This window comes from Symbioplanes lichenis, from assembly GCF_030709675.1.
GTDB lineage: Bacteria > Actinomycetota > Actinomycetes > Mycobacteriales > Micromonosporaceae > Actinoplanes > Actinoplanes lichenis.
Window position 1 is genome coordinate 293081 of record NZ_JAUZQD010000001.1, and the last position, 19811, is coordinate 312891.

A 19811-nucleotide genomic window follows, 5' to 3' on the forward strand; every position below is an offset into this window, starting at 1 on the left:
TCGGTCACCATGAACGCGTGGGCGACCTGCTGATCAACCTTCTCGCCAGTGTCATCGCCGGAACGGCCGTGTGGCTGGCCCAGTTCGGCCTCCGGCGCCGCCGCCTCGACCGCAAGCGCGCCTTCTTCGGCGTGACCGGCGGCTCGACCAGCCTCCTCGTCACCTCCCGGCACTACGCGTCGCCGAGTGAGCACAGTGTCCACCGCGACGACGCCGGCGCGCTGATCGAGCTGGCCACGCTGGTCCGCGAGTGCGGCGGCCGCCCCGACTTCGCGACCGGCGCGGACGTGCCCCGCGAGCTGGGCCGGGTCACCGAGTTCAGCGTCGGCGGGCCGACCACGAACCCACGCGCCGCCGTGCATCTGCGGGCCGTGCTGCGCGGCGTCGAGTTCCGGGGCGAGGAGCCGCCGCCGGGGGGACGCTGGCCGAAGCTGACCCTCGTCGTCGGCGGCCGGGAGTTCGTCTCCGGGGTCAGCGAGCGCTATGCCGTGCTGGCCCGCTTCACGCCGCCGGCGGGCACCCGGCCGGTGTTCTTCATCGGGGGCTTGACGGCGCTGGCCAACCTCGCGGCGGCGCGCTACCTGGGCGCACACCACGGTGAGCTGCTCAAGACGTACGGGGAAGGAAGGTTTGCCCTGGTCTTGTGCGTGCGCGAACCGCAGGCCTACGGGACCGACTTCACCGAGGTCGTGGCCGACGTGACCGAGGTCGCGTTCGAAGCGGCCGTTCCGGGTGAAGACTGAGGGCATGGACATTCTCGTTGCGGGCGGCCACGGCCAGGTCGCGCTCCGCCTGCTCAAGCTGCTCGCCGATCAGGGACACACCGCGCGCGGGCTGATCCGCTCGCCCGCGCAGGCCGACGACTTGCGCGCGGCCGGCGCGGTGCCGGTGGTGGGCGATCTGGAAAATGACGCTTCGCTCGAGGAGTACGTGCGCGGGGCCGACGCGGTCGTCTTCGCGGCGGGCGCCGGTCCGGGCAGCGGAGCCGCGCGCAAGCAGACGGTCGATCTGGGCGGTGCCGTCAAGCTCGCGGACGCGGCCACAGCCCTGGGCATACGCCGATATGTCATGGTCTCCTCGATCGGCGCTCACGATCCGGTCGCCGGGGGCGAGTCGATGCGGCCCTACCTCGAGGCCAAGGCCGCCGCCGACGAGTACGTGCTGGCGGCCGATCTGGACGTGACGATCGTCCGGCCGGGGTCCCTGACCGACGAGCCGGCGACCGGACGCATCCGGGCAACCACCGAGCTCGGCCACCGGGGGCCGGTGACGCGGGACGACGTGGCGGCTGTCCTCGCCCATGTCCTCGAGGCGCCGGAGACCGCGGGCCTGACCTTCGAGCTGTTCAACGGCGACGACCCGATCCCCGAGGCGATCGCCGCGCTCGGCAAGTGACCGTCGGCCGGTTGAGGCCCGCGCGCCCGCTCAAGATTTGCCCGAATTTCCCTGAGTAACTCGCTGACCTGCGCGAACGACCCCCGTTTGGGCCCCGCGACCGATGTGCTACGGGGCATTGTCATCGATTGACAGCGTGGGAACAGACGACCATGGTGGTCCCAGAGAGCGCTCTCACCGACGAAACCGGGAGCGCCACGGCCGGGGCGCATCCCCCTTCCTTGTCCGCCCCCGAAGCGTCCCCGGCCGGCGCGGGATCCCTCCCGGCGACTCCGGCCGGGCCCGTGCCACGCGGGGGCCGACAAGGAGTGACTGTGGGCAACCACCGCATCAAGCGCCATCGCAAGACCTGGCTCGGCCTCGCCGTCGCCGCTGTGGCCGTCCCCGCGGCCATCGCGGTGATCCCGAACGCGAGCGCCGCCTCCCTCGACCTGCTCCCGCTGACCGTGACGAACAACTCCGGCCGCGGCGAGGCCGTCCACCTCTACGTGCTTGGCGAATCCGGCGGCAAGCTGGGTTACGTCACCGAGAGCGGCACGTTCACCCCGTGGACCGGCGGCGCGAACCCGCCCGTGCCCGCCCCGGACGTCTCGATCGACGGCCCGGCGAACGGCGCCAGCAAGACGATCGAGGTGCCCAAGGGCCTGTCCGGGCGCATGTACATGTCGTTCGGCGACAAGCTCGACTTCAAGCTCGCGCAGGACGGCGGTCTCGTGCAGCCCGCGCCCTGGGCGGCCGGCGACGCGAACAGCGACATCCTGTTCGACTGGTCCGAGTTCACCTACAACGACGCGGGCGTGTTCCTGAACAGCTCGCAGGTGGACATGTTCGGCGTGCCGCACGCGGTCAGTGTCACCGGCTCCGACGGCACCACGGCCAGGACCGGCGAGCTCAAGCCCGGCGGTCGCAACGCCGTCATCGACGCGATGAAGGCCGACGCCGACTTCAGCAGTCTGATCCAGACCCGCGCCGACGGTACGGTCCTCCGCGTCCTGTCCCCCGGCAAGGGCGCGGACGGCGGCAGCTTCGACCCGGACTACCTGGCCGGATACATCGACCAGGCGTGGGCCGCCTACGCGGGCACCGACCTGACCGTGAAGCCCTTCGCCGACCAGCCGGACAAGATCTTCAAGGGCCGCACCTCCGGTGACGCGATGAACTTCACCGACTCGACGGGCGCCCAGGTGGCGACCTTCACCAAGCCGAGCACCGCGAACGTCTGGGGTTGCGACGGCGCCCTCGGAGCCCCGAACGACCTGGTCGTCGGTCCGATCGCCCGCAGCCTGTGCGCCGCCCTGCAGCGCACGACCCTGGGCACGCAGGCCGTCGAGCCGAGCACCGACCCGGCGACGTTCTACCGCAACGAGCCGACCAACGAGTACGCCAAGGCCATCCACGAGAACATGGTCGACGGCAAGGCGTACGCGTTCGCCTTCGACGACGTCGCGAACCAGGAGTCGCTCGTGCACAACGGCGACCCGACGTCGATCGGCATCACGCTGACGTCCTTCGAGTGATCCGCTGAGCGATCGGGGGGGGCGGTGCCACGGCGCCGCCCCCCTTTTCAGCGCGCCGGGGCCAGGGCGGTCAGGATCTCCTCGGCCCGTTCGCCGGCCGCGCGCGGGTCGCCGTCCGGCGAGCCGAGGAACGGGTCCCAGTTCAGGTCGTAGAAGAGCTCGGTGACGCCGGCTTCGGCGTACAGCTGGGCTCCGCCCTTGATCTGTCCCCAGGTGCCGGAGAGCACATTGCCTTCCTCACGCAGCCCCGGGCGCACCGCGCCCCGCACGACGATCCGGACAGTGTCGGGGTCGCGGCCGGCCTCCTCGGCGGCCCGGCGCACGATCTGGGTGCCGCGCTCGATGTCCTGCAGCGTGGCTGTGCTGCTGCTCACCCAGCCGGCGGCCAGGCGCCCGGCCCGGCGCAGCGCGCTGTCGGCCTTCGCGCCGAGCAGGATCGGCGGCCCGCCCGGCTGGACCGGTGCCGGGGCCATCGTGCTCGGCGGCACCCGGTAGAACTCCCCGTCGAACGCCGCCACCTTGTCGTTGAACAGCGTCGCGAGCGCGGCGAGATACTCCTCGGTGCGCTTGCCGCGCGGGCGCGGGTCGGAGTTCGTCGCCGCGAACTCCACATCGGACCAGCCCGTGCCGAGCCCGAGATCGAGCCGGCCGCCGGACAGGAAGTCCAGCGTGCTCGCCTGTTTCGCGAGATAGGCGGGCGCGACGAACGGCAAGTTGATCACGGCGACGCCGAGCCGGATCCGGGTCGTGCGCGCGGCGGCCCAGGTCAGGGCGAGCAGCGGATCGAGCACGCTCTGATAGACCGGCGCGAGCTGCTGATCGGCGCCCACGAGCAGCCGCTGGAACGACCACAGCCCGTGATAGCCCAGCTCCTCGGCCCGCATGGCGAAGCCGGTGATCGACAACGGCGTCGCCCACACGCCGGACACCGGGCACGCACAGCTGATCAGCATGCCCTCACCGTAGTGCCGCCCGGTCGGTTCGCCCCTCGCTCGCTCACCATCGGCCGCGCAGATCTTTCACCATTTGCTGCGACGTCACGGCGAACCCGAGCCGGTCGTAAAGGCGGCGAGCCCGGGCGTTGGCCCCATGCACGTTCAGCCCGATCCGGCTCAGCCCTTGGTCCCGCATCTTTCCCTGTACGGCGGCCAGCGCGCGCGTCCCGAACCCCGAGCCACGGTACGGTTCGTCGATCTCGATCTGGACGAGCCGCCCCATTTCCGGGTACGCGCGCCGGGGCGCCCCGAGCCACGCCCAGCCGACCTCTTCGTCGCGCGCGGTGACCGTACACATGTGGTCCCGCGGGTCTCGCAGCTCGGACAGCCGGCGCTCGGCGGCGTGACGCGCGGCCCGGGGTGTGAGGTGTTCGTCCTCCTGGAGATCCAGCGCGTACTCGTCGGCAAGAGCGGCGAGCCGGCGTCCCGGATCGGTCAAGGTGACCAGCGCGACGCCCTCCGGCGCGAGCGGCCCGGCCAGGTCACGGGCCCGCTGCTGGGCGGCGACGTCATAGCCGAGCCGCGCGAAGAATCCGTCGTCCGGGCCGGGAACGTCGACATCGGCCCTGGTCATCCCCGCTTCACGAAGCCGACACTCGGCTGCGGCGACGAGGCGGCGGCCGTGTCCTCGACCACGGTGCGCGGGGGTCACGTACAGGTCGGTGATCGTGCTTGTGCCGGGCCTCACCCGGACGCGGCCCGCCTCGCAACCGTCCACAACGGCGGTGAGGAGGCCGTCGTCCGTGGCGGTGATCACGAGCATGCGCTCATCATCACCGCCACGGCGGGCGCTCAGGCGCTTTCGGTGGCGGTGTCGCCGGTGGCCAGCAGATTGCCGATCGAGGCGGCGCGCTCGGGGCCGTAGAGGTCGCGCAGCATCGCGGCGGCCTCCTCGTCGCTGCGGGACATGGTGATCCCGGCCAGCACCGTCTGCGCGCTCTGCTCCGGGCTCTGGGCCAGGGCGTCGAGGGCGGCCTTGACCTCGGCGTTGTTCTCCGAGTTCTGCACCGCCTGGGCGATCGCGGCGAGCACCTGGCCGTGCTGGCTCAGGGTGCCGGGGACGCCGGAGACGATGTTGAGGTAGCTGCCCTTCCTCGGCGGGTTCTGGTTGGCGCCCTTGCCGTCGCCCGTCATGTAGTCCCGCATGACCTGCAGGTCGCGCAGGTGCGTGCCGACTGTCCGCGACGGGTACGCCTTGTCGCCGATCTTGGCGTTGAGCAGCATGCCCGGGAACTGGGCCTTCATCTGCCTCATGACCTCGGCGGCCACCTCGGCGGCACTCGGCATCTCGTCCTCCTCGGCTTCGAGCAGCCCCCACGGGCTGGTGTCGTTCTCCTGGGCGGTGGTGTAGCGGGCGCTGAAGTGCGCGTGCTCGGTGTGCGGGCTGGCGCCGGTGTAGTCGCGCGCCGTCCAGCCCCAGGACCGGCTGTAGATCTTGCGGTTGTAGATCACGTACTGCAGCCGGTTGTCCGCGCCGGACTTGTGCTTCGCGACGATGATGTTGACCGCGCGCTGCATCGTCCAGCCGGACTTGCGCAGGTTGGTGTCCACGTCGATGGCGTGGACCTCGTTCTTGCTGTCGGCGTCCTCGTAGGGGGTGTTGCCCGTCTCGTCGGGGTTGTGGTCCGACGACGACGCGGCGTGACTCGTGTCCCCGATGGAGCCGTCACTGGCCTTGTCCCGGCTGGGCGCGAGCTTGTTGAACTCGGTTCGCAGCGAGACCAAGCAGGGCACCAGGACCCAGCTCGCCATGGGGGTTCTCCTCTCGCGTGGCACGGATGATGACCTTGACCGAGGGGGAATACGGATCAGGCACGGCTCACGGTTGTCAGGAATTACCCCGGAATCCGGACACGGAAAACAACTTGCCCGAAAGGGCGACGAAATTCGCGCAGCGTTCATGATCGATATCGCTGCGTCGATCTTTCCCGGCCGGCTCGCCCTCAGCTGTCGACGCCGGTCGCTGTGTGGGGGCTGCCGACCGGCTTGGACTGCGACGAACCGCGCTGCCGGAGATAGATGGAGAGCACCGCCATCGAGGCGACGGCCAGCAGCTCGGACTGCCAGTTCTGCAGGGTGCGGTTCCAGAAGTCCGGCTCCGTGAGGTACGTCCCCCAGCTCACCGGATCCTGCAGGTCGCTGAGCTGCTCCTCGTTGAAGGCGGCGCACCCGGCGATCGACTGCGCCAGCCACGAGAGCAGGAAAAGCGCGCCCATGACCAGTCCGAGCGAGTTCGAGAAGAGCACCAGCCGGACCCCGTGCACCTTGGCCCACCGGGGCGAGTCCGCGTCGGCGTACCGGCCGATCTTCTGTTCCTTCTCCGTCTCCCGCCCGGCCTGGTCGAGCGTCTTCGACTCGGGCGAGCCCTTCTGCAACAACCACACCGTCAGGAAGATGTACGTGAAGAACTGCAGGTATTCGGACTGCCAGTTCTCCGCCACGTCGACGCCGAAGCTGGCCGACGTCACATACCGGCCGAACGAGATGGGCGCCAGCCCCTCGGTCAGCTGCTGCTGGTTGTAGTCCGCGTGGCCGGCGAACGCCTGCAGCACCAGCACGATCAGGAAGGCACCCCCGAACGCGAGACCCAGCGAGTTCTCACGCACGAACCGCCTCACCAGCTTTTCCCGCCCGAGCCGCTTCACCGGCTTTTCCCGCCCGAGCCGCTTCACCGGCTTTTCCCGCCCGAGCCGCTTCACCGGTGCAACACCCCCAGAGCGATTACGTACGCAACCCCGACCGCAACCACGAGCAGTAACAACGTGAACTGGATACGCACCGTCAGTCTCCCTGCACCGTGCAGTCGTAGGGCCGGTCCGTCCGCGGCTCGCACCCGGCCGCCACGACGCGCCACCCCTCGGGGAAGACGGCGAGGAACAGCGTGTCGCCGGGAAGGCGTACCTGGGCCCACTGCCCGTAGACGTCCGAGCCGGTGACCTGCCCCGGAGCGGGCAGACCCTGGTCGAGGATCGCCTGCTCGCAGCCCTGATCCGCCGAGTCCTCCAGCTCCGACCGCGTGCCCGGCGCCAGCATCTCGCAGGCCCGCGCCCCGTCCCGAGCCGCCACCGCCGTCAGCATCCCCACCGCCACGTCCGCGGCCGCGTCACTGCGTTGCCGCACCTCGCCGCACCCGGCCAGCGTCAGCACCAGCACAGCCGGTAACCACCGTGTCAACACCGGAAGCGCATTCCCCATGCCACGGAATTCCAACCCCGCCTGTTCCGGGCGGAAAGTCAGTAACCTGCGCATATGGGGACGACACTGCAGGCCGGCAACGAGGCCCTGTACGAGGCGGCTTTCCGGACGGGCGACTACGCGGAGGCGAAAAGCACCTTCCAGCGGCTTCTCGAGCAGGCCCGCGAGTCGGGCGACCGGGCGCTGGAGGCGGCGGCGCTGGACCGGCTCGGGATGCTCGCCCACTTCCGCGCCCTCGACTCCGTCGGCTCGTCCGGGCCCGCGCCCTCCGAGTCCGCGCCTTCCGGGCCTTCGGGTTCCTCCGCCTCTCCGGCTCCGGCGGGCTTCGGCGCCGAGCAGGAACTCTTCGAGCGGGCGCTGGCCATCCGCCGCGAGCTCGAGGACTCGGCCGGTGTCGCCGAGTCCCTCTTCGGCCTGGGCCTGGTCCACCAGGTCTTCCGCAACGACTGGCAGACCGCCATGCCCCTCTACCGCGAGGCCCTCGACCTGGCCGAGCACCACGGCGACCTGCTGCTGCGCTCCGAGGTCCACCGCCACATCGGCTTCTACTACACGGCGAGCGACCTGCAGTCCGACCAGGCCCTCCACCACCTCCGCATCTCCCACGACCTCCGCACCGAGTTGGCCGACCCCCGCTGGATCCCCGGCGGCACGGTGGCCCTGGGCCTGGCCGAGATCGCCGACGGCCTGCGCGACCAGGGCCTGGCCCACATCCGCGAAGCCCTCCAGCAAGCCAGGGACGCCAACCTCACCCCCCAGCGCATCGCCTGGATCGAAGACTTCCTCCGCGACGCCGAAGCCACCCGCTGACCCCGCCGCGACGCCGCGCCTCCAGGCCCCGCGCGACGCCCAGGCCCCTCGCTGCCCCTCCGCCGAGTCCCTTCGGCTGCTGCCGTCGCTGCGCACGCTCGATCCGAGCTGCCTCGGCAACAACAAAGCCCGAGGTCAGAGGACCCCGGGCTCCGTCATTCACTTGTCTCCGCCGTCAAGCGGCTTACTCCGGCAGCGCCCCGCCGTCCGCCACTCCGGCAGCTGACCGTCGGGCAGCGCCCCGCCGCCCAGCGCCTCGGCGAGCCGACCGTCAGGCAGCGCCCCCGACGGCAGGTGGCACTGTCGCCGTCAGGCGGCAGCAACCTCGATCTTGCGCGGCTTGGCCTGCTCGGTGACCGGGATGCTCAGCGTGAGCACGCCGTTCTCGTAGCGAGCCTCGAGCCGGTCGGTGTCCAGCGTGTCGGACAGGAAGATCTGCCGGCTGACCGCACCCACCTGCCGCTCGGTCACGACATACTGCACGCCCTCGGCGGCGGAGCGCTTCCGCTCGGCCTTGACCGTGAGCACCTTCCGGTCGACGGTGATGTCGATGCTGGCCGGGTCGACACCGGGCAGGTCGATGTCGATGAAGAACGTGTCATCCACCCGGTACGCATCGAGCCGCGCCCCCGACGTCCGGGTCGCAGTCTCGAAGACCCGGGCGGTGAGGCGGTCGAAGTCACGGAACGCATCGTTACGCAGCAACATGGAAATCCTCCGGGTACAAACTTGAGCGTGGGACGCTCAAGTCTCACAACCACCCCACCACCCTGGCCCCTCCGCCCCGCCCCGTGACCTCCACCACCACATCCGCAGCCCTCCACCAAGCCCCCGCCCGACGGACCAAGGCGCCGAACACGATCTCCCCGCAGCGACCACCCAGCCGTTCCGCGCCGCCCGTGACGCCGACAAGCCGCGACAGGCCGGCATGCAGGCCAGGCCAGGCCGCGCAGTCACGACGCGCAGTCACGCCGCCAAAGCACGCCGGGCGGTCACACCGACGGGCCGAACCAGTTGGTCAGGCCAAACCGACGGGCCGAACCGGGCGGTCACGCCAGCCGGAAGTCCTCGTAGTCGAAGCCGGGCGACACCACGCAGCTCACCAGCACCGGCTCGCCCCCGATCGGGAACGCCGCCTGCCACACCCCGGCCGGCACCAGCGCCTGCGGGTTGCTCCGGTCGATCCGCACCACCTCACCCGGCTCCACCGGCTCCGCCCCGGCGCCTCCGAACCGCAGCTCCAGCTCGCCGGAGTGGAGGAACCACAGCTCGTCCGACTTCACGACGTGCCACGCGGACGACTCCCCCGGCTGCAGGAGGAAGTAGATCGCGGTCGCCGTCGCGCGCGGGCCCGCGTACCCGTCGGGTTGAAGCTCGGTCGTCGATCGGTAGGTCTCGCGGAACCAGCCGCCCTCCGGGTGCGGTTGCAGATCGAGGGTCTCGGCCAGCGGGGGTCGCTTCGTCATGCGGACAGTTCTACCCCTCCCGCAAGGCCCGGAGGCGGTTGTCCACAGCCCCGGATCAGCCGCGTACGTCACACCCGAAGTTATCCACAGCCCGCCCCAATCTTCGAACAAACGTTCTAGAGTCGTCGCCATGACAGAGCTGGCAACGATCCTGCATGCCGACCTGGACTCGTTCTACGCGTCGGTCGAGCAGCGCGACGACCCTGGCCTGCGCGGCCGGCCGGTCCTCGTCGGCGGCGGAGTCGTGCTGGCGGCGAGTTATGAGGCCAAGGCGTGCGGCGTGCGCACCCCGATGGGCATTGCCCAGGCGCGGGCGCTCTGCCCGTCCGCGATCGTGGTCCCGCCGCGGATGCGGGCCTACACCGAGGCGAGCCGGGCGGTGTTCGCCATCTTCCGCGACACCACGCCGATCGTCGAGGGCATCTCCATCGACGAGGCCTTCCTCGAGGTGGGCGGGCTTGCCAAGATCAGTGGCACGCCCACCGACATCGCCGTCCGGCTGCGGGCCGACGTGCGTGAGCGGGCCGGGCTGCCGATCACGGTCGGCGTGGCCCGCACGAAGTTCCTGGCCAAGGTGGCGAGCGGCGTCGGCAAGCCCGATGGGCTGCTGGTGGTGCCGCCGGGCGAGGAGCTGGCGTTTCTGCATCCGCTGCCGATCGAGCGGCTGTGGGGGGTCGGCCCGGTCACCGCGGGCAAGCTGCGCGACCACCACATCCGTACGGTGGGGCATGTCGCACGCGTCGGCGAGGCCGCCCTGGTGACCATGCTGGGCGCCGGGGCGGGCCGGCATTTGCACGCGCTCGCCCACAATCGTGATCCTCGCCGGGTCCGCATCGGGCACCGTCGCGGGTCGATGGGGGCGCAGTGTGCGCTCGGCCGGCGGGAGCGTCCCTTCGCCGAGATCGTGGCGACGCTGGCAGCGCTGGTCGATCGGGTCACCCGGCGCATGCGGGCGGCGGGCCGGGCCGGGCGCACCATCACGCTGCGGCTGCGCTTCGGCGACTTCACCCGGGTCACCCGCTCGCACAGCCTGCTCAAGCCCACGCTCCACACCCGCCCGATCCTGGAGACCGCGCAGGCCCTGCTCACCGCTGCCCGGCCGCTGATCGACGACCGGGGCCTCACCCTGGTCGGCGTCTCGGTCGGCAACCTCGACGGCGACGGCACGGTGCAGCTCGAGCTGCCCTTCGAGGAGCAGCACGACAACGGGCTCGACGCGGCCCTCGACGCGGTGCGGGACCGGTTCGGGTCGTCGTCGCTGACCCGGGCCGCTTCGCTCGGCCGGGAGCTGCATCCCTCCGTCCCGATGCTGCCGGACTGAGGAGGCGTGATCCGGATGATTCAGAAGTCGACGAGCTCGACCGTCACCGTGGTGACATCGCCGGGCTCGAGTTGCTCGGCGGTGCGGACGGCCCGCTTGACCGGCAGCACGTACGCGCCGGTGGTCTTCTCCGGGAAGATCGAGGTGCGCCAGGTGCTGGAGCCCAGCGTCGCGCGGACCCGCACGGAGCCGAAGCCGCGGCGCAGCCCGTCGGCAACGTCCCGGATCTCGTCGGAGGCGTCGACCGGCAAGCGCACGAAGGTCCAGGTGTCGAGCCGCCGGGCGTCCCACAGCCACAGCTCGGCATCGAATGCGACGATCACCCGCGCAGCATCGCATGCCGGTGCGACACATCCACCGCTGCACAAGCGCGAGCACGGCCCCGCAGACGCTGCAGCGCAGCACAAATACGAGCACGGGCTGGCCGATGCGACGGCGGGGATGTGGGACCGGGCGAAGGGCTCGGCGGTGACCTGCGAGACTTTCTCCCGTGCGGAAGATCTATGTCATCGGGATCGGGGCAGGCGACCCCGACCACCTCACCCTGCAGGCGGCGAAGGCGATCGGGCGGACCGACGTGTTCTTCCTGCTCGACAAGGGCGAGGCCAAGGAGAGCATGATCGAGCTGCGGCGCTCGATGCTGAAGGCGTACGGGAAGCCGAGCCGGCGCATCGCCGAGGGCCGCGACCCGGATCGGGACAGGACGCCGGCCGACTACACCGGGACGATCGCCGACTGGCGGCACCGGCGCTCGGAGGTGACCGAGGCCCTCATCGGCGAATATTTGCTCGACGACGAGATCGGCGCCTTCCTGGTGTGGGGCGACCCCTCGCTCTACGACTCGACGATCGCGATCCTGGACGAGATCCTGGCGCGCGGGCTGACGACCTTCGAGTACGAGGTGATTCCCGGCATCAGCAGCGTCTCCTCCCTGGCCGCGAAGCACCGGGTCGGGCTCAACCGGGTCGGCCGGCCGTTCCAGGTGACCACCGGACGCCGGCTCGCCGAGGGGTGGCCGGAGCAGGTCGGCGACGTGATCGTGATGCTGGACGCGCACCAGACGTTCGGCGCGGTGGAGCGGCCGGACGAGGTCGACATCTTCTGGGGCGCCTACTTGGGCACGCCCGACGAGTTGCTGATCTCTGGCCCGCTGGACGAGGTGGCCGACGAGATCCGGCGAGTGCGAGCCGAAGCCCGCGAGCGCCACGGCTGGATCATGGACACCTATCTCCTGCGCCGACGCACCTGACCTTCCCGCGCCAGGCGCCGCCACGTGCAGCGGCGGCGTCGGCCGGGACGACCCCGCGCGCGGCGCCCGGGCGTGCCGCAGCGACCGCACATGCCGCGCCGCCGACCGGTCCGGCCGGCGGGGTGATGTCGCTGCGGGTGCGAGCGGTCGCCCTACTCGTCGCCCTCGAGGTCGCCCTCGGTCTCCAGGTAGACCTGCTGCAGGGCGGCCAGCGTGTCCGGGTCGGGCGCTTCCCAGAGCTTGCGGTCCGCCGCTTCGAGCAGGCGCTCGGTGATGCCGTGCAGCGCCCACGGGTTGGACTGCGTCATGAACTTCTGGTTCTCCGGGTCGAGCACGTAACTGGCGGCCAGCTGCTCGTACATCCAGTCGGCGACCACGCCGGCCGTCGCGTCGTAGCCGAAGAGGTAGTCGACGGTGGCGGCCAGCTCGAAGGCGCCCTTGTAGCCGTGGCGGCGCATCGCGGCGATCCAGCGCGGGTTGACGACCCGGGCCCGGAAGATCCGCGCGGTCTCCTCGGTCAGGCTGCGGGTGCGCGTGGCGTCCGGGTTGGTGGAGTCGCCGATGTACGCCGCCGGGGCGCGACCGGTCAGCGCCCGCACCGTGGCGATCATGCCGCCGTGGTACTGGAAGTAGTCGTCGGAGTCCGCGATGTCGTGCTCGCGCGTGTCGATGTTCTTCGCCGCCACTTCGATGCGCTTGTAGGCGTTCTCCATGTCGCCGCGCGCCGGCACGCCGTCGAGGCCGCGTCCGTAGGCGAAGCCGCCCCAGACCGCGTAGACCTCGGCCAGGTCGGCGTCGCCGCGCCAGTTGCGGCTGTCGATCAGCGGGAGGATGCCGGCGCCGTAAGCGCCCGGGCGGGAGCCGAAGATGCGGGTCGTGGCCCGGCGGTGGTCGCCGTGGGTGGCCTCGTCGGCGCGGGCGTGCGCGCGGACATAGTTGACCTCGTCGGGCTCGTCCAGCTCGGCGACCAGCCGGATCGCGTCATCCATCATCGCCACGACGTGCGGGAAGGCGTCGCGGAAGAAGCCGGAGATGCGCACTGTCACGTCGATGCGGGGCCTGCCCAGCTCGTCGAGCGAGATCGGCTCGATGCCGGTCACCCGGCGGGAGGCGGCGTCCCACACCGGGCGTACGCCGATCAGCGCCAGGATCTCCGCGATGTCGTCGCCCGCGGTGCGCATGGCGCTGGTGCCCCAGGCGGAGAGGCCGACCGACTTGGGCCAGTCGCCGTAGTCCTCGCGGTAGCGCTTGAGCAGCGACTCCGCCATCGACTGGCCGGTCTCCCAAGCCAGGGCGCTCGGGATCGCCTTCGGGTCGACCGAGTAGAAGTTGCGCCCGGTCGGCAGCACGTTGATGAGCCCACGCAGCGGCGAGCCGCTCGGGCCCGCCGGCACGTAACCGCCGTCCAGGGCGTGCAGCACGTGGGTCAGCTCGTCGGTGGTGCGGGCGAGCCTCGGGACGACCTCGGCCGCGGCGAACTCGAGCACCCGGCGTACGTCGTCGTTGTCCGTGAGGCCATCGGGGACCGTGGTGGGCCAGCCGGCCTCCTCCATGGCGGTGACCAGGGCGCGGGCCTGCTCCTCGACGGCGTCCGTCTCGGCGGTGGAGGCGTCCTCGGACAGGCCGAGAGCCTCGCGCAGGCCGGGGAGGGCCGCGACCTGACCGGCCCACATCTGCCGGGCGCGCAGCATCGCGAGCACCAGGTTGACGCGCGGCTCGCCGGTGGGCGCCTGGCCGAGGATGTGCAGGCCGTCGCGGATCTGGACGTCCTTGACCTCACAGAGCCAGCCGTCGACGTGCATGATGAACTCGTCGAACTCCTCGTCGCCGGGGCGGGAGGCGAGGCCGAGGTCGTGGTCCATCTTGGCGGCCTGGATGAGCGTCCAGATCTGCGCGCGGATGGCGGGCAGCTTGGCGGGGTCGAGGGCGGCGATGTTCGCGTGCTCGTCCAGCAGCTGCTCGAGGCGGGCGATGTCGCCGTAGGACTCGGCGCGGGCCATCGGCGGGATCAGGTGGTCGACCAGCGTGGCGTGCGCCCGCCGCTTGGCCTGGGTGCCCTCGCCCGGGTCGTTGACCAGGAACGGATAGATCAGCGGCAGGTCGCCGAGCGCCGCGTCGGTGCCGTCCGAGGCGGACATGCCGACGTTCTTGCCGGGCAGCCACTCCAGGTTGCCGTGCTTGCCCACGTGCACCACCGCGTGCGCGCCGAACTCGTCGGCCAGCCAGCGGTAGGCCGCGAGATAGTGGTGGCTCGGCGGCAGGTCCGGGTCGTGGTAGATCGCGACCGGGTTGGCGCCGAAACCACGCGGCGGCTGCACCATGACCACGGTGTTCTCGTCGCGGAGGGCGGCGAGCACGATGTCACCGCCGTCGACGTAGAGCTCGCCCGGGGGCGGACCCCAGTGCTGCGTCATCGCCTCGCGCAGGTCCTCGGGCAGCGTGGCGAACCAGGCCGCGTACTTGTCGCCGTTGATCCGGACCGGGTTGCTCGCCAGCTGGTCCTCGGTGAGCCAGTCGGGGTCCTGGCCACCGGCGGCGATCAGCGCGTGGATCAGCTTGTCGCCGTCCTGCTCGGCGACGCCGGGGAAGCCGCCGACCCGATAGCCGCGCTCGCCCATGGCCTGGATCAGCCGCACGGTCGACGCGGGTGTGTCAAGCCCCACGGCGTTGCCCATCCGCGAGTGCTTGGTCGGATAGGCGGACAGCATGATGACGATCCGGCGCTCGGCCGGTGGGACGTGCCGCAACCGCGCGTGCGCCACGGCGATGCCGGCCACGCGGGCGGCGCGCTCGGGATCGGCCACGTACACGGAAAGGCCGTCGGGGTCGATCTCCTTGAAGCTGAACGGGACCGTGATGATGCGCCCGTCGAACTCGGGGATGGCCACCTGCGTCGCGGCGTCGAGCGGGGAGAGGCCGTCGTCGCTGGCCTCCCAGGCCGCGCGGCTGCTGGTCAGGCACAGGCCCTGCAGGATGGGCACGTCGAGGTCGGCGAGCACACCGACGTCCCAGGCCTCGTCGTCGCCGCCCGCGGAGACCGTCGCCGGCTTGGTGCCGCCCGCGGCGAGCACCGTGACGACCAGGGCGTCCGCCTTGCGCAGCTCGGCGAGCAGCTCCGGCGAGGCGGTGCGGAGCGAGGCCGTGAAGATCGGCAGCGGCCGCGCGCCCTTGGCCTCGAGCTGCCGGCACAGCGCGTCCACGAAGGCGGTGTTGCCGGCCATGTGGTGCGCCCGGTAGTAGAGGACCGCCACGGTCGGGCCGGTGATTTCGGCGGCCGTCCGCTCGAGCACGCCCCACTCGGGTGCGGGCACCGGCGGGGCGAAGCCGGTGCCGGTCAGCATGATCGTGTCGGAGAGGAAGTCGTGCAGCGCGGCGACGTTGTCCGCCCCGCCGTAGGCGAGGTAGCCGTGTGCCTCGGCCGCCACCCCGGCGGGCACGGTGGAGAGCTGTATGAGGGCCGCGTCGGGCGCCTGCTCACCGCCCAGCACCACCACGGGGACAGGCCCGGCGAGCAGCGCGTCGAGCCCCTCCTCCCAGGCACGGCGCCCGCCGAGGATGCGGACGACCACCAGGTCGACGCCCTCGGTCAGCCCGGGCAGGTCCTCGACGGCGGTGCGGGCGGGGTTGCCCAGCCGCCACTCCCGGCCACTCGCACGGGCGCTCAGCAGGTCGGTGTCGGACGTCGACAGCAGCAGAAACACGGCTCTCCCCTCGGGGTCCGCGCCCCGGGTCGAAGGATCACGGCGACCGGAGTTCCTGGCTCCCGGGCTGTTGCCAGACCCGGTGACAGTGGCGGGACCGCGCCGGAGTCACACCGGCTTCCTCCGCGGCGTCGCCGCACGTGGACTCCCACTCTGCCGACCGGACCGCACCCACGTCAACGTGAGGCGGCCGGTGTGACGATGCCGACCGCCGGCAGGAAAATGTCGGCACCGATCCGTAGTATCCGGGCCGTGTCCTCCCCCGGCTCCCTCCCCGCCTCCCCGAACGGCCCCGCCGCCCGGGCGTTCCCGCCCGCGGGATCTCCGGGATCAGAGGCGGGCGCATCGGGGCGGGCGCTGTCGCCGGTGGTAGTGGAGGCGGGAATCCAGGTCATGGGCGGCCGGGCGGAACGCGACGCCTGTCCCGGGGCGCTGCGGCTGCACGAGGCCGCGGACGGGCCGCTCGCGCGGATCCGGGTGCCCGGCGGCCGCATCAGCGGAGCCCAGCTCGGAACGCTACGTGAGCTGGCCGCCGCGTGGGGCGACGGGCACGTCGAGCTGACCAGCCGGGCCAACCTTCAGCTCCGAGCCCTGACCGGCGTCCCCGAGACGCGGCTCGCCGACCGTCTGGCAGCGGCCGGGCTGCTGCCCTCCGACACGCATGAGCTGGTCCGCAACATCGCGGCATCGCCCCTGATCAGCGGTCGTGACGCGGGGCTGGTCCGGGAGCTGGACGAGGCGCTGTGCGCGGACGCAGGGCTGGCGGGGCTGCCGGGACGGTTCCTGTTCGCGATCGATGACGGCGCCGGTGACGTTGCGTATGCGGCTGACGTGGCGGCGCTGCGGCTCGGGACGGGGGGCGCGGGGCGGTTCGCGATGCTCTTCGCGGGGCGGGACGTCGGGCTGCGGGTGGGGCGGGCGACTGTCGTGTCTGCGCTGCTCACGGCGGCTCGTGCTTTCCTGGTGCAGGTCGAGGGCGCGGTGGCCACGGGGGCGCGCCGCTCGTGGCGGGTGCGCGAGCTGACGGACGGGCCGGGCCTGCTCGGACGAGACACGGCACGGGCCCTCGACATCACGCTCGGTGAGGTTGATCCGGAGCTGCGGCGGCCGGGCGTACAGGAGCCGATCGGGGTTGTCCCGCAGGGTGACGGGCGCGTGGCCGTGGCGGCGCTCGTGCCGCTGGGGCGGCTCGACGACCGGCAGTTACGGGTTCTGGCCGGGGCGGACGAGCTGGTCTTCACGCCGTGGCGCGGAGTGGTGCTGCCCGGGGTGGCGCCGGAGGCGGCCGACGAGTGGCTGGACGCGCTCGCCGGGGCCGGGCTCGAGGTCGGCGCCGGTTCACGCTGGGTCGGGGTCACCGCGTGCGCCGGGCGGCCGGGGTGCGCGAAGTCCCTGGCAGATGTGCGGCACGACGCCGACGCGGCGACCGTGGCCGGCGACGGGCTGCCTGTGCACTGGGTGGGGTGTGCCCGGGGCTGCGGCAGTCCGGCGGCGGCGCACGTGCGAGTCGAGGCGACCGTCGGCGGCTACGCGGTGACCGTGCGGAGCGGCAGCAGCGCCGGACGAGTGAGCGACGGTGAGACCACGGGCAACAGCACCGCGCGATCCGCGGGCGACGGCACGGCGGGCGGCGGCACCGGGCAATCCGGCCGCGGCGACGCGACGGGCACCGGGCGATCCGCGGGCGGCGACGCGACGGACGGCAGCATCGGGACGGGCGATGGCGGGACGACCGGCGGCGTGGTGCGAGGTGATCGGCTGGCGCGGGCGGTGGCGGCGGCCCGGCGCGGTTCGGTGGATGGAAGCACGGCAGGGACGAGGGAAGGCTGACATGGAGTACGTGAAGGACGGCGCGGAGATCTACCGGCGGTCGTTCGCGACGATCCGGGACGAGGCCGATCTGTCCGGCTTGCCGGCGGACGTGGCCCGGGTGGCCGTACGCATGATCCATGCCTGCGGGATGGTCGACCTGGTGCGCGACATCGCTTGGAGCCCCGGGGTGGTGACCGCGGCGCGGAAGGCCCTGCTCGCCGGGGCGCCGATCCTGTGCGACGCCGAGATGGTGGCGTCCGGCGTGACCCGCAAACGGCTGCCGGCCGGCAACGAGGTCATCTGCACGTTGCGTGACCCGGCCGTGCCCGGGCTGGCCGCCGAGATCGGGAACACGCGCAGCGCGGCCGCCCTCGACCTGTGGGGCGACCGGCTCGCCGGGGCCGTGGTGGCGATCGGCAACGCGCCCACGGCACTGTTCCGGCTGCTGGAGATGATCGAGGCCGGGGCGCCCCGGCCGGCGGCTGTGCTGGGCATTCCGGTGGGGTTCATCGGGGCGGCCGAGTCGAAGGACGCCCTCGCGGCGTCGGACCTGGAGTACCTCGTCGTCCGCGGGCGGCGGGGCGGCAGTGCGATCACGGCGGCGGCGGTCAACGCACTCGCCTCGGAGAAGGAGTGACGGTGGCGGGCCGGCCGGGAGACGACGTGCACGAGACCGACGGAAGCGACGCCCACGGGACCGGTGCGGGCACGTCGAGACCGGGGCGGCTCTATGGCGTCGGGCTCGGGCCGGGCGACCCCGAGCTGGTCACGGTGAAGGCGGCCCGGCTGATCGCGGCGGCCGACGTGGTGGCCTATCACGCGGCGCGGCACGGGCGGTCCAACGCGCGGGCGATCGCGGCCGGCTACCTGCGGGAGGGGCAGATCGAGGAGGCGCTGATCTACCCCGTGACCACCGAGACGACCGACCACCCCGGCGGCTACCAGGGGGCGATCGACGAGTTCTACGCGGCGAGCGCCGCCCGGCTGGCCGCGCACCTCGACGCGGGGCGGGACGTGGTCGTGCTGGCCGAGGGCGACCCGTTCTTCTACGGCTCCTACATGCACATGCACAAGCGGCTGGCGGACCGGTACGAGACCTCGGTCGTCCCCGGCGTGACCTCGGTCAGCGCGGCATCGGCCGTGCTGGGCCGCCCGCTGATGGAACGCGACGAGACGCTCACGGTCCTGCCGGGCACCCTGCCGCCCGACGAGCTCGCGGCGCGGCTGGCCACGACCGACTCGGCCGCCGTGATGAAGCTGGGCCGGACGTTCGCCGGGGTGCGCGAGGCGCTCGAGCGGGCCGGGCGGCTCGACGACGCCTGGTACGTGGAGCGGGCGACCACCGACAAGGAGCGCCAGGGTCGCGTCGCGGAGATCGACCCGGCGACTGTGCCGTACTTCTCGCTGGCGCTGTTGCCGAGCAGGGCCGCCACGGCTCTCGCCGAGGACGACGTTCCCACCGGCGCGGGGGCGACCGGTGCAGGTCAGGCCGGCATAGCGACGACCGAGGCGGTCGGCGACGAAGCTGCGGGCGCCCGGGCCGACGAGGCGCCGGGCGGGCAGGTCACGGTCGTGGGGCTCGGGCCGGGCGCCCGGGAATGGCTCACCCCGGAGGCGCAGGCGGCGCTGGCCGAGGCCGACGACGTGGTGGGCTACACGACGTACGTGAACCGGGTGCCCGTGAACCCGCGGCAGCAGCGGCACGCCTCCGACAACAAGGTCGAGGCGGAGCGGGCGGCGTTCGCGCTGGACCTGGCGAAGCGGGGCCGGCGGGTGGCGGTGGTGTCGTCCGGCGACCCGGGCGTGTTCGCGATGGCGGCCGCCGTGCTGGAGGTCAGCGAGGACCCGCAGTGGAAGGACGTGCCGGTCCGGATCGTGCCGGGGCTCACGGCCGCCCAGGCGGTGGCGAGCCGGGCGGGGGCGCCGCTCGGGCACGACTTCTGCATCATGTCGCTCTCCGACCGGCTCAAGCCGTGGGACGTCATCGCGGCCCGGCTCGACGCGGCGGCGGGGGCCGACCTGGTGATCGCGCTCTACAACCCGGCCTCGCGCAGCCGGCGGGAGCAGTTGGTCCGGGCGCGGGAGCTGTTGCTCGGGCACCGCGCCCCGAGCACGCCGGTGGTGGTCGGCCGGGACGTGGGCGGCCCCGAGGAGACGGTCACCGTCACGACGCTCGGTGACCTCGACCCGGCGACGATCGACATGCGCTGCCTGCTCATCATCGGCTCGAGCCAGACCCGCATCGTCGAGCGCGGCACCGGCGACGCCCAGGTCTACACGCCGAGGACCTACCCGAGCGCCACCTCGGAGGCGACCGCCCGAGGGTGCTGACGCCACGGCCGGAAAAGAG

18 protein-coding genes and 1 riboswitch are annotated in these 19811 nt (G+C 72.2%); of the genes, 9 read left to right on the forward strand and 9 right to left on the reverse strand.

Annotation, left to right across the window (positions count from 1 at the left end; all coding sequences use genetic code 11):
- The first annotated feature begins 17 nt into the window (after nt 1-17).
- The 3 genes from RAN62_RS01290 to RAN62_RS01300 all read left to right on the forward strand — a co-directional run bounded on the left by RAN62_RS01290 (nt 18) and on the right by RAN62_RS01300 (nt 2912).
- Nucleotides 18-743: a hypothetical protein gene (locus tag RAN62_RS01290; RefSeq protein WP_305782550.1), complete on the forward strand. Its 726-nt coding sequence runs from the start codon at nt 18-20 to the stop codon at nt 741-743.
- 4 nt (nt 744-747) lie between these two features.
- Nucleotides 748-1395 (forward strand): SDR family oxidoreductase, encoded by a 648-nt coding sequence (locus RAN62_RS01295; RefSeq protein WP_305782551.1) that lies wholly within the window; start codon nt 748-750, stop codon nt 1393-1395.
- Between the two features lie 314 nt (nt 1396-1709).
- Nucleotides 1710-2912: a glycoside hydrolase family 64 protein gene (locus tag RAN62_RS01300; RefSeq protein ID WP_369077131.1), complete on the forward strand. Its 1203-nt coding sequence runs from the start codon at nt 1710-1712 to the stop codon at nt 2910-2912.
- Between the two features lie 47 nt (nt 2913-2959).
- Here the strand turns inward: RAN62_RS01300 and RAN62_RS01305 are convergent, their stop codons facing one another.
- The 5 genes from RAN62_RS01305 to RAN62_RS01325 all read right to left on the reverse strand — a co-directional run bounded on the left by RAN62_RS01305 (nt 2960) and on the right by RAN62_RS01325 (nt 7060).
- Nucleotides 2960-3865 (reverse strand): TIGR03619 family F420-dependent LLM class oxidoreductase, encoded by a 906-nt coding sequence (locus RAN62_RS01305; protein WP_305782552.1) that lies wholly within the window; start codon nt 3863-3865, stop codon nt 2960-2962.
- A 43-nt stretch (nt 3866-3908) separates the two neighbouring features.
- Nucleotides 3909-4670 (reverse strand): GNAT family N-acetyltransferase, encoded by a 762-nt coding sequence (locus tag RAN62_RS01310; RefSeq protein ID WP_305782553.1) that lies wholly within the window; start codon nt 4668-4670, stop codon nt 3909-3911.
- A gap of 29 nt (nt 4671-4699) precedes the next feature.
- Complete coding sequence (locus RAN62_RS01315; protein WP_305782554.1) at nt 4700-5659, reverse strand: hypothetical protein; 960 nt, start codon at nt 5657-5659, stop codon at nt 4700-4702.
- Nucleotides 5660-5850: 191 nt separating this feature from the next.
- A complete protein-coding gene (locus RAN62_RS01320) occupies nt 5851-6525 on the reverse strand; it encodes a DUF6766 family protein (RefSeq protein WP_305782555.1) in 675 nt (224 codons plus the stop codon).
- A 163-nt stretch (nt 6526-6688) separates the two neighbouring features.
- Entirely contained in the window at nt 6689-7060 is a 372-nt protein-coding gene (locus RAN62_RS01325; RefSeq protein WP_305782556.1) for a hypothetical protein, read from the reverse strand.
- Between the two features lie 96 nt (nt 7061-7156).
- On the opposite strand from RAN62_RS01325, the gene RAN62_RS01330 reads away from it, so the two are divergent.
- A complete protein-coding gene (locus RAN62_RS01330) occupies nt 7157-7912 on the forward strand; it encodes a tetratricopeptide repeat protein (protein ID WP_305782557.1) in 756 nt (251 codons plus the stop codon).
- Nucleotides 7913-8221: 309 nt separating this feature from the next.
- Here RAN62_RS01330 and RAN62_RS01335 read toward each other — a convergent pair whose 3' ends face one another.
- Complete coding sequence (locus tag RAN62_RS01335) at nt 8222-8620, reverse strand: Hsp20/alpha crystallin family protein (RefSeq protein ID WP_305782558.1); 399 nt, start codon at nt 8618-8620, stop codon at nt 8222-8224.
- Between the two features lie 341 nt (nt 8621-8961).
- Nucleotides 8962-9378, reverse strand: a complete 417-nt coding sequence (locus RAN62_RS01340; RefSeq protein ID WP_305782559.1) for a cupin domain-containing protein — start codon at nt 9376-9378, stop codon at nt 8962-8964.
- Nucleotides 9379-9508: 130 nt separating this feature from the next.
- Here RAN62_RS01340 and dinB point away from each other — a divergent pair, with 130 nt between their 5' ends.
- On the forward strand, nt 9509-10699 hold the full coding sequence (gene dinB, locus RAN62_RS01345) for a DNA polymerase IV (RefSeq protein WP_305782560.1): 1191 nt from the start codon (nt 9509-9511) through the stop codon (nt 10697-10699).
- Nucleotides 10700-10719: 20 nt separating this feature from the next.
- Here dinB and RAN62_RS01350 read toward each other — a convergent pair whose 3' ends face one another.
- Nucleotides 10720-11022, reverse strand: a complete 303-nt coding sequence (locus RAN62_RS01350) for a DUF1905 domain-containing protein (RefSeq protein ID WP_305782561.1) — start codon at nt 11020-11022, stop codon at nt 10720-10722.
- Nucleotides 11023-11189: 167 nt separating this feature from the next.
- Here RAN62_RS01350 and cobF point away from each other — a divergent pair, with 167 nt between their 5' ends.
- On the forward strand, nt 11190-11948 hold the full coding sequence (gene cobF, locus RAN62_RS01355) for a precorrin-6A synthase (deacetylating) (protein ID WP_305782562.1): 759 nt from the start codon (nt 11190-11192) through the stop codon (nt 11946-11948).
- A 152-nt stretch (nt 11949-12100) separates the two neighbouring features.
- On the opposite strand, the gene cobN is transcribed toward cobF, so the two are convergent.
- The gene (cobN, locus tag RAN62_RS01360) at nt 12101-15649 is read right to left on the reverse strand and encodes a cobaltochelatase subunit CobN (protein ID WP_305782563.1); all 3549 of its coding nucleotides are present in this window, start codon (nt 15647-15649) and stop codon (nt 12101-12103) included.
- 49 nt (nt 15650-15698) lie between these two features.
- A riboswitch (cobalamin riboswitch) is annotated at nt 15699-15773 on the reverse strand.
- 128 nt (nt 15774-15901) lie between these two features.
- Here cobN and RAN62_RS01365 point away from each other — a divergent pair.
- The 3 genes from RAN62_RS01365 to RAN62_RS01375 are packed head-to-tail and all read left to right on the forward strand — an operon-like array spanning nt 15902 to nt 19792.
- Nucleotides 15902-17479 carry a ferredoxin-like domain-containing protein gene (locus RAN62_RS01365; protein WP_305782564.1) on the forward strand — a complete coding sequence of 526 codons (1578 nt, stop codon included), beginning with the start codon at nt 15902-15904 and terminating at the stop codon, nt 17477-17479.
- A gap of 1 nt (nt 17480) precedes the next feature.
- Nucleotides 17481-18098, forward strand: a complete 618-nt coding sequence (locus RAN62_RS01370; protein WP_305782565.1) for a precorrin-8X methylmutase — start codon at nt 17481-17483, stop codon at nt 18096-18098.
- Between the two features lie 26 nt (nt 18099-18124).
- Complete coding sequence (locus RAN62_RS01375; protein ID WP_305782566.1) at nt 18125-19792, forward strand: precorrin-2 C(20)-methyltransferase; 1668 nt, start codon at nt 18125-18127, stop codon at nt 19790-19792.
- The last annotated feature ends 19 nt before the right edge of the window (nt 19793-19811 follow it).

Coding starts and splice junctions, on each gene's coding strand:
- RAN62_RS01295 (WP_305782551.1), top strand. CDS start 748: ATGGACATTCTCGTTGCGGGCGGCCACGGCCAGGTCGCGCTCCGCCTG.
- RAN62_RS01305 (WP_305782552.1), bottom strand. CDS start 3,865: ATGCTGATCAGCTGTGCGTGCCCGGTGTCCGGCGTGTGGGCGACGCCG.
- RAN62_RS01310 (WP_305782553.1), bottom strand. CDS start 4,670: ATGCTCGTGATCACCGCCACGGACGACGGCCTCCTCACCGCCGTTGTG.
- RAN62_RS01315 (WP_305782554.1), bottom strand. CDS start 5,659: ATGGCGAGCTGGGTCCTGGTGCCCTGCTTGGTCTCGCTGCGAACCGAG.
- RAN62_RS01330 (WP_305782557.1), top strand. CDS start 7,157: ATGGGGACGACACTGCAGGCCGGCAACGAGGCCCTGTACGAGGCGGCT.
- RAN62_RS01335 (WP_305782558.1), bottom strand. CDS start 8,620: ATGTTGCTGCGTAACGATGCGTTCCGTGACTTCGACCGCCTCACCGCC.
- RAN62_RS01340 (WP_305782559.1), bottom strand. CDS start 9,378: ATGACGAAGCGACCCCCGCTGGCCGAGACCCTCGATCTGCAACCGCAC.
- dinB (WP_305782560.1), top strand. CDS start 9,509: ATGACAGAGCTGGCAACGATCCTGCATGCCGACCTGGACTCGTTCTAC.
- RAN62_RS01370 (WP_305782565.1), top strand. CDS start 17,481: ATGGAGTACGTGAAGGACGGCGCGGAGATCTACCGGCGGTCGTTCGCG.